The organism is Marivita sp. (assembly GCF_048006345.1).
Classification (GTDB): Bacteria; Pseudomonadota; Alphaproteobacteria; order Rhodobacterales; family Rhodobacteraceae; genus Marivita.
The window spans coordinates 3,098,551-3,111,313 of sequence record NZ_CP180351.1; the positions used below are offsets into that span (position 1 = coordinate 3,098,551).

Genomic DNA, 12,763 nt, shown 5'->3' on the forward strand with positions numbered 1-12,763 from the left:
AAAGACATGCTTGAAGGAATTCTCATCGGTTTGTCTGCCGCCATCAGCCCGTTCAACCTGGTCATGGTTGTCTTGGGCTGCGTCATCGGCACCTTGATCGGAATGTTGCCCGGCCTTGGGCCAATGTCGATCATTGCGATCATGATCCCCGTGGCCATCGGCATCGGCGATCCGACCGCTGCGCTGATCCTGTTGTCCGGGGTCTATTACGGGGCCATTTTCGGTGGCTCGACCTCGTCCATCCTGCTCAATGCGCCGGGGGTCGCGGGTACGGTCGCCACCAGCTTTGACGGCTACCCGATGGCCCGCAAGGGACAGGCCGGCAAAGCGCTGACGATTGCTGCCATTGCAAGCTTTGCAGGCGGAACGATCGGCGCGATCCTGTTGATGATCTTTGCCCCCGCGCTGTCCACCGTCGCGCTGCTGTTCCACTCAGCCGAATACTTCGCCCTGATGGTGGTCGGTCTGTCAGCGATTGCAGCCTTTGCCGGAACCGGACAAGTCGCCAAGGCGCTGATGATGACCATTCTGGGCCTGATGCTCGGCACGGTTGGCGAGGGCGCTTTGTCCAACATGCCGCGTTTCACCTTTGGACTGCAGGACCTGCAATCGGGCTTCTCGTTCATCACGCTGGCCATGGCGATGTTCGCCCTGCCCGAGGCGCTGTTTCTTGTCATGAACCCGGCCCGCGCAGCAACCGGGGCTGACGGCGATAGCGGCAAGATCACCAATATGCGGATCACCCGCGAAGAGGCACGCAGCATCGCGCCTGTTATCGGACGTCAATCCTTGCAGGGCTTCTTCATCGGCGTCCTGCCCGGGGCTGGTGCGACCATTGCCTCCTTCCTTGGCTATGCGGTTGAGCGCAACATCGCCAAAGGGGCCGAGCAGGAGGAATTCGGCAAAGGTTCGATCAAGGGACTGGCTGCACCGGAAACTGCGAACAACGCGGCATGCACGGGCTCTTTTGTACCGTTGTTGACGCTGGGCATTCCGGGGTCCGGAACCACCGCAATCCTGCTGGGCGCGCTGTTGGCCCTGAACGTGACACCGGGTCCGCGCCTGATGACGGACACACCCGAGGTGTTCTGGGCGGTCATCATCTCGATGTATCTGGGCAATCTGGTGCTGTTGATCCTCAACCTGCCTTTGATCCCCTACATCGCCAAGATCCTCACGATCCCACGCACGTTCCTGATCCCGTTCATCTTGTTCTTCACTCTGATGGGCAGCTACCTGGGTCAGAACAATTCGACGGAACTTCTGATCCTTGTCGGCTTTGGCGTGGTGGCCACGATCTTGCGGTTCGCGGATTACCCACTGGCACCGCTGCTGATCGGGTTCATTCTTGGCACGATGCTGGAAAACAACTTTGCCCGAGCCATGCAGCTCTATCGCGGCTTCGACTTCATCCTCGAACGCCCGATGACATTGGGCCTTCTGGTGCTCGCGCTGATCCTTGTGGTTTTGCCAAGCTATCGCGGATACCGCGCGCGCAAGCGGGCTGAAGGCGTGGCAGATGGCGATTGACGACATGTCCGGACCCCTTCGCGGGGTCCGGGTTCTTGATCTGACGAATGTGTTGGCAGGCCCTTTCGCCTGCCACCAACTTGCTCATCTGGGCGCAGAGGTGATCAAGGTCGAGGCTGTTGGAAAGGGCGATTTGGCCCGCAATCTTGGCGCTGATCCTGACCTGTCGGCCAAAGGCATGGGGATCAGTTTTCTGGCGCAGAACGCCGGGAAATCTTCCCTGACGCTCAACCTCAAAGACCCTCGTGGCAAAGACATCCTGAAGAAACTCGTCCAAGGCGCGGATGTGCTGGTCGAAAACTACCGTCCTGGCGTAATGGACCGTTTGGGCCTCGGATATGACATTCTCAAAGCGGTCAATCCGAACCTGATCTACTGCGCGATTTCCGGCTTTGGCCAAGACGGCCCATGGGCGGATCGCCCCGCCTATGACCAGATCATCCAAGGCGTGTCTGGCGTGATGTCGATCACCGGCGACGCCGAAAGCGCCCCTTTGCGGGTCGGTTACCCGTTGGCGGACACCGTTGGCGGTTTGACGGCTGCGATGTCCATCTGCGCTGCGTTGAACGCCCAGGATCGGGGCGCGTTTATTGATGTCTCCATGCTCGAATCCGTCTTGGCGACAATGGGATGGGTGGTGTCCAACCACCTCGTCGGCGGCGTCGCCCCAAGCCCGCAAGGCAATGAAAACCCCACCTCCGCCCCCTCCGGCGCGTTCCAATGCGCGGACGGGCTGATCAACATCGCAGCCAATAAAGACGAACAATGGGTTGCGCTTGCCCGACATCTGGGTCGTGAAGACCTGCTCCAAAACAAAACCTTTGCGACGCGCGAAGATCGAAAGGCGAACCGTTTGCGTCTCAGGGCGGAACTCGAAACGGTTTTGACGACGCGCAAAGCGCGGGATTGGGCCGAAGAGCTGAATGCCATTGGCGTTCCGGCAGGGGCAGTCATGTCCGTTCCCGAGGCGCTGAACCATCCGCAGGTGTCAGAACGGAGTTTCATTAAAAGATTCGAAACGGTTCCGGGTGTCGAACGACCCGTCGACATCGTATCCGTTGGCGCGCTATTCAATGGGCAAAGACCAACGGTCAAGACGCCGCCCCCCGAGTTGGGTCAAGACTCAGCAACCATTCTGGAAAGCCTTGGATACTCAACCGATGCCGTTGAGACGCTGCGCAAGGAGGGCGTGATTTGACCGAAGCCAATGACGTTGCCGACTGGTGGCGGACCAAGATCATCGACATGGAACCCGGCCGCATACACCTGCGCGGACAGCCGGTGCAGGACTTGATCGGAAACACAGGCTTTGCACAGATGATCTGGCTGATGGTGGTGGGCGAGACCATTTCCGGCCCCCGTGCCGATTTGTTCGAAGCGGCTCTGGTCTCGGCGGTTGATCACGGTCCGCAAGCCCCGTCCATAGCAGCCGCGCGGATGGCCTCCACCTGCGGCATCGGGCTTCAATCGGCGATGGCAACAGGTCTCAACATGCTGGGCGATGTTCATGGCGGCGCGGGAGAGCAAGCCGTGACGCTTTACCGCGAGATCGAAGCAGCAGGGCTGGACGAACTTGTGCCCTGCCTTGATAACTGGCGCGAAAAGAAGGGTCGGTTCATTCCCGGCTTCGGGCACAGGTTCCACAAACCCGTCGATCCGCGCGCACCGCGATTGCTTGGCCTTGTCGACGAGGCCGCGAAAGCCGGAGCGGTCTCGGGTGTCTATGCCAATATCGGGCGCGCCATCGAAAGCCGTCTTGCGGCAGAGCGCGGGAAACCCGTGCCGATGAACATCGACGGAGCAACCGCTGTGATCTTTGCCGAACTGGGATGCCCGCCACCGCTGGCTCGAGGGTTTTTCGGCTTATCGCGCTCTGTCGGCATCCTCGCCCATGCGTGGGAGCAGACAGAACAGGGCGGTCGCAACAAGGGACCAACCCCACCAGCCTACAGATGGACATATGACGGCACCTGACCTGCGACTGCCACCTGTCCTGCCGACACTTGTGATCGCTGCGGCGGGGGCGGCGGTGTTCCATCTCATCGGCTTTCCGGCAGCTGCCGTCACCGGCCCGGCAACCGCCGTGGCGGCAGTGACTCTCTTGGGTGTGCGTACCGAGATCCCGCCCCGACTGTGCGACATCATCTTTCTGGTCATCGGCGCGCAGATCGGCAGCACGGTCACACCCGAAGTTATCGCCGCCGCCATGACATGGCCTGTGTCACTTCTTGTTCTGACACTGACATTGATCGCCATCATGCTGCTGGTTCCAATCAGCCTGCGGCTGCTCTTTGGCCACAGCCGTGTGACGGCCTTTCTCTCTGCAGCCCCCGGCCACCTGACATTTGTGCTGGGACTTGCCGCCGATCTGAAAGCCGATGTTCCACAGGTTGTGCTGATCCAGACCGTCAGGGTTTTCCTGCTGACCCTGCTTGTCCCTGTATTGATCTCGTTCTGGGGTGTTTCAGGTACTGCGACCTTTGCGGGCCAAGGCACAAGTTCGACCTTTGATCTTGGTCTGGTGCTGGTTCTTGCGCTTGCGGCAGGGCTTGGGCTGAAACGTTTGCGCGTGCCAGCCCCCTTGTTGATCGGAGCGATGGCGGTGTCTGCCGTGAGCCACGGAACCGGTCTGGTCGTTGGCGTGGCACCTGCATGGCTCACAATGGCTGCATTTGTCTGTATGGGGGCTTTGATCGGAACCCGGTTTGGAGGGGTCAACAAATCCCATCTGCGGGGCGCGTTTCTGGCCGGATTGCTCAGCACAATTGCCGGATGCATCATCGCTGCAGCCGGAGCTTATGTAGCAGCTCTCTTGATCGGGATGCCGCCTGCTGCGCTCTTTCTTGCATTTGCACCGGGCGGGGTCGAAGTCATGGCCGCGCTGGCAATCGAAACCGGGTTGGAACCTGCTTTGGTCGCGGCGCACCATGTCTTTCGGCTGACCATTCTAGGCGCGCTGCTGCCCTTGTTCGCCATCCGGTATCGGAACGGATAGAGCCTCTGCGTGCTCCATCCTGTGCGGGTAGCCCTTGTGATTTCTTGGTTGCCCGTTCAGTCGCGATGCTGCAGCAAACGATTAAAACTCATCGAGATATGCGCACGCTGAATGTGTGCGACAGCTTGCAGATCACCAGACTTCAAGGCGATCTGGATTGCCTCAAGCTCGTGCAGAAAGATCCTGTATTCCTCTTCCAGATCAAGCTCGGCCTTGATGGCTCGGACAAGCCAAAGGCGCTTGGTCCGGTAGTAGAGGCGCTCAAGAACCTGCCGCAGCGGATCATTCGCCGTCAGGTCCAACAGCGTCTGGAACACGTCCATGTCCAACTCGGTAAAGCTGCGCGGGGTACCGGAAACGACCATCTGCGCCGCACGGTTGATCAAGTCTTGCAACCGGTCAAGGAACGCGTCGTCCGGCACCACAGGATCAAGCTCACCCGTCAGCGCAGTCAACTCGACCCGCAGCCTGTAGGCCTGTTCCAGTTCGGTGATGTTGGCGTCCGTGACAAGGGTGCCGACGCCGTGCACGGATTGAACCAGCCCCTCCTCTTCCAATCGCGCCAAGACCCGCCGCATTGGTGTGCGACTGGTGCCAAACTCTTTGGCTAGGGCAATCTCGGAAAGCTGAGTTCCCGGCGGGTAGTCCAACAGGCAGATGCGTTGCCGCAATGTGGCGTGCATGGCGGCATGGCGGTCCTTGACTGTCAGACTGGTATCGGTGACCGGCTCAGCCATTCAATCTCGCGCCGAGCCTGTCCAACATGCCAAGACATTGCGACAGTTGATCTACGGCGATGAACTCGTCAGCCTTGTGCGCCTGTTCAATCGACCCGGGGCCACACACCACGACATCCGTGCCCATAGCCTGAAACAATCCCGCTTCAGTGCCAAACGCCACGACATCGCACCTGTTCGCGCCGGTGAGTTCCGACACGATGCGCCGCGCTTCGTTTTCGTCCGTGGGGATCAGGCCCACCACCTCTCCGATCACATCGGTGGTGATGTAGGCTCCCGGATGGACATCACGCATTTTCGGCAGAAGCTCGGTTTCGCAATAATGCTGCAAGCTTTCCTTCACGAACTCCGCATCCCCCGGCTGGACGGGTCGCATTTCCCAATCGACCTGCGCCGATGGGGCGATGACATTGTGCGCAACCCCACCGACCAAAGCGCCGACATTGACCGTTGTCCAGGGCGGGTCAAACGGTGAATTGTCCGGTGCGCGGCTGCGCAACGCGTCCTTGAGGCCCAAGAGATGGTTTACATATCGTACCGCGTATTCGACGGCATTGACCCCATGGTCGGGCAGCGATCCATGCCCTGCCAGACCGTTAAAGCGGGTCGTGTATTCGTTGCACCCTTTGTGACCGTCGATGATGCGCATCATCGTCGGCTCGCCGATGATGGCAACGCCGGGTGTCATGCCGCGCTCTTTCAGGGTGTCCGCAAGGTGACGTGCGCCGAGACAGCCAACCTCTTCGTCATAGGTAAAGGAGAAATGCAGCGGTTTGTCGCCAATGCGATCCGCGAAATGGGGGGCCATCGCAAGTGTCGCTGCGATGAAGCCCTTCATGTCGCAGGTGCCCCGCCCATAAAGCAGCCCGTCTTCCGCATCCATGGCAAATGGATCGCGGGTCCAGGCCTGATCCGCAACGGGCACGACGTCGCTGTGCCCCGACAGCAGGATCCCTCCGTTTCGATCCGGCCCTAACGTGGCAAACAGATTGGCTTTCGTACCGCACGGGGATGAGATCACCTCGCACCGCGCTCCTGCATCCTCCAGCAACCCCGCCATGTGTTGGATCATGTCGAAATTGCTGTCCGCCGAAATGGTCGGATAGGCGATCAGATCGCCAAGAATGTCGATTGTACGTTGCAGGTGATCCACGGTCCTAGTCCTTGACGAACAGTTTGCGCTCGACGTTGCACAGGGCTTCGGCGGGCCCGTTTTCCTTGATCAGGATCGTTTCCGTGGTCTCGAGCCCCCACGTGTCCATCCAAAGCGCAGGCATGAAATGGAAGGTCATACCCGGCTGCAGGATCGTCTGGTCCTCGACCCGGATCGACGCGGTGCGTTCGCCCCAGTCCGGCGGATAGCTGAGACCGATGGGATAGCCACAGCGGCCTTCGCGGAAGATCCCGTGTTTCTGCAACACATCCATCAGCGCTTGTGCGATGTCGCAGGTTCGATTGCCCGCGCGGGCCGCGTTCAACGCCGCCTCGATCCCTTCAAGCTGGGCCTCCTCGGCATCCCGCATTTCTTTCGGTGGTTTGCCCAGGAACACAGTCCGACACAGCGGCGCGTGGTAACGGCGATAGCAGCCAGACAATTCGAAAAATGTTGCCTCGCCCTCGCGCATCGGATCGCCGTTCCATGTCAGATGTGCAGCTGTCGCATCGAGACCTGATGGCGTCAGTGGAACAATCGCCGGGTAGTCGCCCCAGATATCGTCCACCCCGGTGATCCCGGCATGCATGATGTCGGCCACCACATCATTCTTGCGCACTCCCGGCGCGGCGCGGTCGATGGCGGTTTCGATGACACGTTCCGAGATCCGGGCGGCTTTGCGGATGAAGGCAATCTCTTCCTGAGATTTGATTAGGCGCTGCCAATTCACAAGCGCGGTCGCATCGACAAAGCGCGCTTCGGGCAATTCGGTGACAAAGACCTCATGCGCTTTGGCGGAGTAATAGTAGTTTTCCATCTCGACGCCGATGGTTGCAGAGCCAAGACCCATGTCCCGAAGGCGTGCCGCGAGGTCTTGCATCGGGTGCCTTACGGTCGATTGCACGTAACTGTCGGCATAGCCAAAGATGTTGTCTTCAGACATCCAACAGGTTCGCAGACCGCCGATCGAGTCCATGTAGCGCCCCCACCAGATCGGCTCCCCCTCCAGCCTGAGCAGCACACCCTGATGAACGTAGAAGGACCATCCGTCATAACCCGTAAGCCAGGCTTGGTTCGACGGGTCGGTCACGAACATGGCATCAAGACCGGCCTCGCTCATCGCGGTTCGTGTCAGCGCGATGCGACGATCATATTCTGTTTGACTGAAGGGGGCATTTCCCTTTGGCATGGTTGGACCTCGACCGAGTTTCACGTAAGATGTACACAACTTGACAGATAATTCGTCGAATGGCGCACAGAATCAGGACCTGATTTCTTGATATGATCCTGAATCATCGCCTGATGTGCACAACAATTTGCCACCTTTAATGACTGGAAAACGACATGCTCCGGAACGACCAACTTGATCAGTGGGATCGCGACAACTTCTTCCACCCGTCGACCCACCTTGCCCAACACGCTCGCGGCGAAAGCCCAAACCGCGTGATCAAGACGGCATCCGGCGTGTTCATCGAAGACCGGGATGGCAACCGCCTGCTGGATGCCTTTGCGGGCCTTTACTGCGTGAATGTCGGATATGGCCGTTCCGAGATTGCCGACGCCATAGCCGCGCAGGCGCATGAGTTGGCGTATTACCATTCCTATGTCGGACACGGCACCGAGGCGTCGATCACTCTGTCCAAGATGATCCTCGATCGCGCACCCGATCACATGTCCAAGGTCTATTTCGGGCTCGGCGGGTCGGACGCGAACGAGACCAATGTCAAACTGGTCTGGTATTACAACAACATCCTGGGCCGCCCGCAGAAGAAAAAGATCATCTCGCGGTGGCGCGGGTATCATGGGTCAGGTCTGGTCACCGGATCGCTCACCGGGTTGGAACTGTTCCACAAGAAATTCGATCTGCCCGTCGAACAGGTCATCCACACCACAGCACCCTACTACTATCGCCGCGAAAACCTCGACCAGACAGAGGCTCAGTTTGTCGCGCAATGCGTGGCCGATCTCGAAGCCCTGATCGCCCGCGAAGGCGCCGACACCATCGCGGCTTTCATCGGAGAGCCGATGCTGGGTACCGGGGGTATCGTGCCCCCGTCCGCTGGATATTGGGCCGCCATTCAGGAAGTGCTGAACAAACACGACATCCTGCTGATCGCGGACGAGGTCGTCACCGGGTTCGGTCGTCTTGGAACGATGTTCGGGTCTGAACACTATGGGATCAAGCCGGACATCATCACCATCGCCAAAGGTCTGACCTCAGCCTATGCGCCGCTGTCAGGCTCCATCGTGTCGGACAAGGTCTGGTCCGTTCTGGAACGGGGTACAGACGAAAACGGGCCGATCGGCCATGGCTGGACCTATTCCGCGCATCCCATCGGGGCGGCCGCAGGCGTGGCCAACCTCAAACTGCTTGACGATCTGAACCTTGTCTCCAACGCAGGCGAGGTCGGGGCTTATCTGAACAAAACCATGACAGACGCCATCGCCGATCATCCCCATGTCGGAGAAGTGCGTGGCGAAGGCATGATCTGCGCGGTCGAGTTCGTAAAGGACAAGGACAACCGCGTGTTCTTCGATCCCGCGGACAAGATCGGCCCGCAGATCTCGGCCAAGCTTCTGGAGCAGGACAAGATCATCGCACGTGCGATGCCGCAAGGCGACATCCTTGGCTTTGCGCCGCCTTTCTGCCTCTCGCGCAGCGAAGCCGACCAAGTCGTCGAAGGCACTGTGCGCGCGGTCAAGGCCATCCTGGGCTAAACACCTCCGTACTGTGCAAAACGATCCGCAGGGAGACCCTTCCCGGCGGTTTTCATTTGCGTCTCGGCCAGTGCATCATGCTAAATCCGCTGTATGGCAAAAAGAGCAGGTTTTGTAATTGGCATTGACGGCGGCGGAAGCGGCTGCCGCGCTGCGATCAGTGCGGCAGACGGAACGATTGTCGGCACCGCATCGGCGGGTCCCGCCAATGTCACCACCGATCCGGATGACGCTTTAAGGAATATCCTTACCGCCCTTGAAGCAGCAGCGGATGCCGCCGATCTGCCGTTTGATGCGGTGCTTAGCATGCCCGCACATCTGGGATTGGCGGGGATCGTGACCCAGGAAGATGGGCAGAGACTGGTAGACCAATTGCCGCTGAAGTCATATCGCGTAAGCGATGACCAACTGACGTCCACCATCGGCGCGCTGAAAGACAGGGATGGTGCCTTGATCGCCGTCGGAACCGGATCTTTCGTCGCCCACAAACGTGGCACAGCCTATCGGACGCTTGGCGGTTGGGGTCTGCAACTGGGAGATCAGGCATCGGGCGCGTGGCTGGGCCGCAACGCCTTGCAACGGAGCGCAATGGTTGCAGACGGATTGCAGAAATCGTCGCCTCTTGTGGAACGCCTGCTGACGCGGTTCGGCAATGACGAAGGGCTGTTGATTGCTTTCGCCAAGACTGCGGCTCCGGCGGACTACGCTCAGTTTGCGCCACTCATTTTTGACGCGGCGGACACCGACGATCCACATGCCGTCAGCTTGATCGCCGAAGGCGCAACCTATCTGAACAACTGCCTCGACTCGCTGGCGCTAAACGAGCACGAGATCATCTGCATGACCGGCGGTCTGGGACGGTTATACGCACCTTGGATCAGCGCTGCGCATCAATCGCGTCTTGCCGAACCGCTTGGCACCGCGTTGGACGGCGCGCTTCATCTGGCCCGACAGATCGTGGACCCGACCTAAAAATCAGTCCCTACCTGCCGCTCTCAGTTCGCCAACGCGGTCTTGCACCGAAGCAATCGCGTTCATCACCAACGGCGTGCCACACACCCAGTCGACGGAGGTCTGCAAGACCGGAAATCCCGTCAAGGCAGGATGGCTGACCATTTCTTCGGACAGCGAGAACCCGTCAAAGCGTTGCGACCCGATCAGCAAATCCGGTTGGTGCAGGATCACCTGCTCCAATGTCAGTGTACCGATCCCGTCAAATCCAAGGTCATCGGACAGGTTCCGGGCACCTCCGGCAGTCAGGATGTCATGGCTCAGGGTTCCCGCGCCCACGGAAAACCCGTTCGGCATGAAGAAGGCCGCAAGTGGCGCATCTTCTTGCACCGCAGGCAGGCCTTGCAGCTCGGCATCCAAATCCGCCGCAAGCGCCCGCGCCTTGTCCTCTTGCCCCAACAGAGCGCCCATGCGCCGGATGTCGTCCGGGATTTCCCGCAAAGACTGCGTGATCGGAAACTGGACGACCTCGATCCCGATGGACCGCAAGAGGGCAACCAAAGACGGATTGGTGTAAGCCCCGGCAACCACTATGTCCGGGTTCTGCAACGCAATCACTTCAGCTTGACTGTTGTTCTTGGAAAACTGTGCGGCGTGTTCCGCCATGGCTGATGATCGCGGGTCGTCGGAAAGGTCGCTGAGAGAGATAATCTGCGCAGGGTCCGCAAGCAGCATCACAAGCTGATCCGTGCAGACATTGACCGACACGACGCGTGGCGCGTCGGATGCGCTGGCCCCGAACGAGGCCAGCGCGAAAGCCACCGGCGTCACCAGACGCCACATGGTTTAGAACGAGGTTTCAACACCGAAACGGATCGTCCGCTCCGGCGCGTTGAACCCGCGCACTGTTTGATAAGACACATCCGTCACGTTGTGGATGGCCCCGTAAACGCTGGCCGTATCGGTGATCTCGTACCGTGCGGACACATCCCAGACCGTGTAATCATCCAGTGCTTCGAGTGTGCCGAACCCGTCCAACGTGTCGGCAACACGGGTCAAGTTGACCCCCAGCTGCAAGCGATCTGTCACGTCTGCTTCGAGCGCCAATGAAAGATCATGACGTGGTACCCGGACCACCCGCTCGCCATCGTTTTCCGTGTTGGTCAGCGTGTACGCCCCGGACAGACGCACCCGGTCCGTGATTGCGTAAGAGCCACTGATCTCTAAACCGCGTGTTTCGGTTATGCGATCAGTCTGGATGTAGCAGCCAAACGCATGTGACGGCAGACAGGTGGGCGCGCTGCCAAACCCGATCAGATTGTCGATCTCGGCCCAGAACAAGGTCGCCTTTACCGAACCCCGGTCGCCATAGCTGTGCTCGATCCCCAGATCGAAGCTGAGGCTTTCTTCGGGGTCGAGCGGTGTAGAGCCGGCATACGGCCCAAACCGCTCGTAGAGCGACGGCGCGCGATAGCCCGTACCCAGCGACGCACGGATCAGTGTGGCATCGTTGATCTGGTACGAAAGCGCCGCGCGACCGCTGAACTGCCCGTCGAAATCCGAATAATCGTCATAGCGCAGGGTCAGCGAGACCTCCATCGCGTCCGTCGGGTTGGCTTTCAACTCGGCGAACACCGCCGAATTCGACGCGTCATACGCCTCGGCGTCCAGTTCAGCGCGTTCTTCGGTCCAATCCGCGCCCAGTGCGAGCGACATGCCCGACGACAATTCTCCGGTGGCAAGATAGGCAGCCGTATCGCGCTCCCCAAGAAAATCGCGGGTAAAGCCGAGGTCATCAAACCTGTCGATCTGGTAACGGCTGAAAGACAACTCGTGCGTCCAAGCCCCGGTCTGCACTTCACCGAACAGGCGCAAACCCTTGCGTGTCTCGTCAATCTCTCCGCGCGGGTCGGTTTCTGCCTGATCGTACTCTGCGGTGCCATCGGACCATAGTCCGGTGACGCCGATACGGATCGTGTCACTGACCTGATACGCGGCAAAAAGGTTCATCGTGCTCTGCTCGAACCCGTCATTTTCGTCGTCCGTATCTCGGGCCGAGAAACCTTCGCTTGTCACGCGGCCCAGGCTGACAGCCAGTTCGGCGCGGTCATCAAGATATCCAAAGCTCAGGTTGGCCGCGCGCGTCTCGAAGCTGCCCACTTCCACCTGCGCTTTGCCGGACAAGCCGGTGACCTCGGGTCGCCAGGTTTCGATTTCGACGACCCCTGCGATGGCCTCGGACCCATAGACCGCCGATTGCGTGCCTTTGACGACCGCAACGCGATCCAGCGCACCCGTGGTCAACGTCCCGAAGTTGAAGGCTGTCTGCGGTCCCGAAGGGTCTGCCACGTCGATACCGTCCACGCGGACACCGACATATGGACCACTCAGTCCGCGAATTCGAACGGTCGCACTGCCGCCCAATCCGCCATTTGCACTGACAGACACACCTGGAAGCGCGTCCAAGGCGGTTGTCGCACTGGGACCAGCGCGCTGAATATCCTCGGAATCCGCAACATCAATGGTAGCGCCGGTTGTGTCGAGGTTCGTTGGAAGCAAACCGCCGAAGACGACGATGTCCTCAAGTTCGATAACGGTGCCACCCGCATCCTGTGCCGCCACGAGAGACGGCGCGATCAGAGTGGAGCAAAGAAGTAGTTTTGACGTGAGCCGTGCCAT

11 protein-coding genes are annotated in these 12,763 nt (G+C 59.7%); 6 read left to right on the forward strand and 5 right to left on the reverse strand.

The genetic code is table 11. The annotated features are described in order from the left end of the window. The first annotated feature begins 6 nt into the window (after positions 1–6). The 4 genes from ACMVPR_RS15205 to ACMVPR_RS15220 are packed head-to-tail and all read left to right on the forward strand — an operon-like array spanning position 7 to position 4,525. Positions 7–1,530 (forward strand): tripartite tricarboxylate transporter permease, encoded by a 1,524-nt coding sequence (locus tag ACMVPR_RS15205; RefSeq protein WP_292269476.1) that lies wholly within the window; start codon positions 7–9, stop codon positions 1,528–1,530. Continuing rightward, the gene (locus ACMVPR_RS15210; protein WP_416883559.1) at positions 1,520–2,728 is read left to right on the forward strand and encodes a CaiB/BaiF CoA transferase family protein; all 1,209 of its coding nucleotides are present in this window, start codon (positions 1,520–1,522) and stop codon (positions 2,726–2,728) included. The genes ACMVPR_RS15205 and ACMVPR_RS15210 overlap by 11 nt, the downstream gene beginning before the upstream one ends. Before the next feature lie 47 nt (positions 2,729–2,775). Beyond that, positions 2,776–3,504 (forward strand): citryl-CoA lyase, encoded by a 729-nt coding sequence (locus ACMVPR_RS15215; protein ID WP_416884667.1) that lies wholly within the window; start codon positions 2,776–2,778, stop codon positions 3,502–3,504. After that, complete coding sequence (locus ACMVPR_RS15220) at positions 3,491–4,525, forward strand: AbrB family transcriptional regulator (protein WP_416883560.1); 1,035 nt, start codon at positions 3,491–3,493, stop codon at positions 4,523–4,525. Before ACMVPR_RS15215 ends, ACMVPR_RS15220 begins: the two co-directional genes overlap by 14 nt. A 56-nt stretch (positions 4,526–4,581) precedes the next feature. Here the strand turns inward: ACMVPR_RS15220 and ACMVPR_RS15225 are convergent, their stop codons facing one another. The 3 genes from ACMVPR_RS15225 to ACMVPR_RS15235 are packed head-to-tail and all read right to left on the reverse strand — an operon-like array spanning position 4,582 to position 7,604. Further along, positions 4,582–5,262: a GntR family transcriptional regulator gene (locus ACMVPR_RS15225; RefSeq protein ID WP_416883561.1), complete on the reverse strand. Its 681-nt coding sequence runs from the start codon at positions 5,260–5,262 to the stop codon at positions 4,582–4,584. After that, positions 5,255–6,415 (reverse strand): acetylornithine deacetylase, encoded by a 1,161-nt coding sequence (argE, locus tag ACMVPR_RS15230; RefSeq protein WP_416883562.1) that lies wholly within the window; start codon positions 6,413–6,415, stop codon positions 5,255–5,257. The genes ACMVPR_RS15225 and argE overlap by 8 nt, the downstream gene beginning before the upstream one ends. Before the next feature lie 4 nt (positions 6,416–6,419). Beyond that, positions 6,420–7,604 carry a M24 family metallopeptidase gene (locus ACMVPR_RS15235; RefSeq protein ID WP_416883563.1) on the reverse strand — a complete coding sequence of 395 codons (1,185 nt, stop codon included), beginning with the start codon at positions 7,602–7,604 and terminating at the stop codon, positions 6,420–6,422. A 155-nt stretch (positions 7,605–7,759) separates the two neighbouring features. Here ACMVPR_RS15235 and ACMVPR_RS15240 point away from each other — a divergent pair, with 155 nt between their 5' ends. Both ACMVPR_RS15240 and ACMVPR_RS15245 read left to right on the forward strand, forming a co-directional pair. After that, the gene (locus ACMVPR_RS15240; protein WP_416883564.1) at positions 7,760–9,133 is read left to right on the forward strand and encodes an aspartate aminotransferase family protein; all 1,374 of its coding nucleotides are present in this window, start codon (positions 7,760–7,762) and stop codon (positions 9,131–9,133) included. A gap of 93 nt (positions 9,134–9,226) precedes the next feature. Further along, a complete protein-coding gene (locus ACMVPR_RS15245; protein WP_416883565.1) occupies positions 9,227–10,105 on the forward strand; it encodes a BadF/BadG/BcrA/BcrD ATPase family protein in 879 nt (292 codons plus the stop codon). 3 nt (positions 10,106–10,108) lie between these two features. Here ACMVPR_RS15245 and ACMVPR_RS15250 read toward each other — a convergent pair whose 3' ends face one another. Together ACMVPR_RS15250 and ACMVPR_RS15255 are read right to left on the reverse strand one after the other, a co-directional pair. Next, a complete protein-coding gene (locus ACMVPR_RS15250) occupies positions 10,109–10,906 on the reverse strand; it encodes an ABC transporter substrate-binding protein (protein ID WP_416883566.1) in 798 nt (265 codons plus the stop codon). Positions 10,907–10,930: 24 nt separating this feature from the next. Further along, positions 10,931–12,763 carry a TonB-dependent receptor plug domain-containing protein gene (locus ACMVPR_RS15255; RefSeq protein ID WP_416883567.1) on the reverse strand — a complete coding sequence of 611 codons (1,833 nt, stop codon included), beginning with the start codon at positions 12,761–12,763 and terminating at the stop codon, positions 10,931–10,933.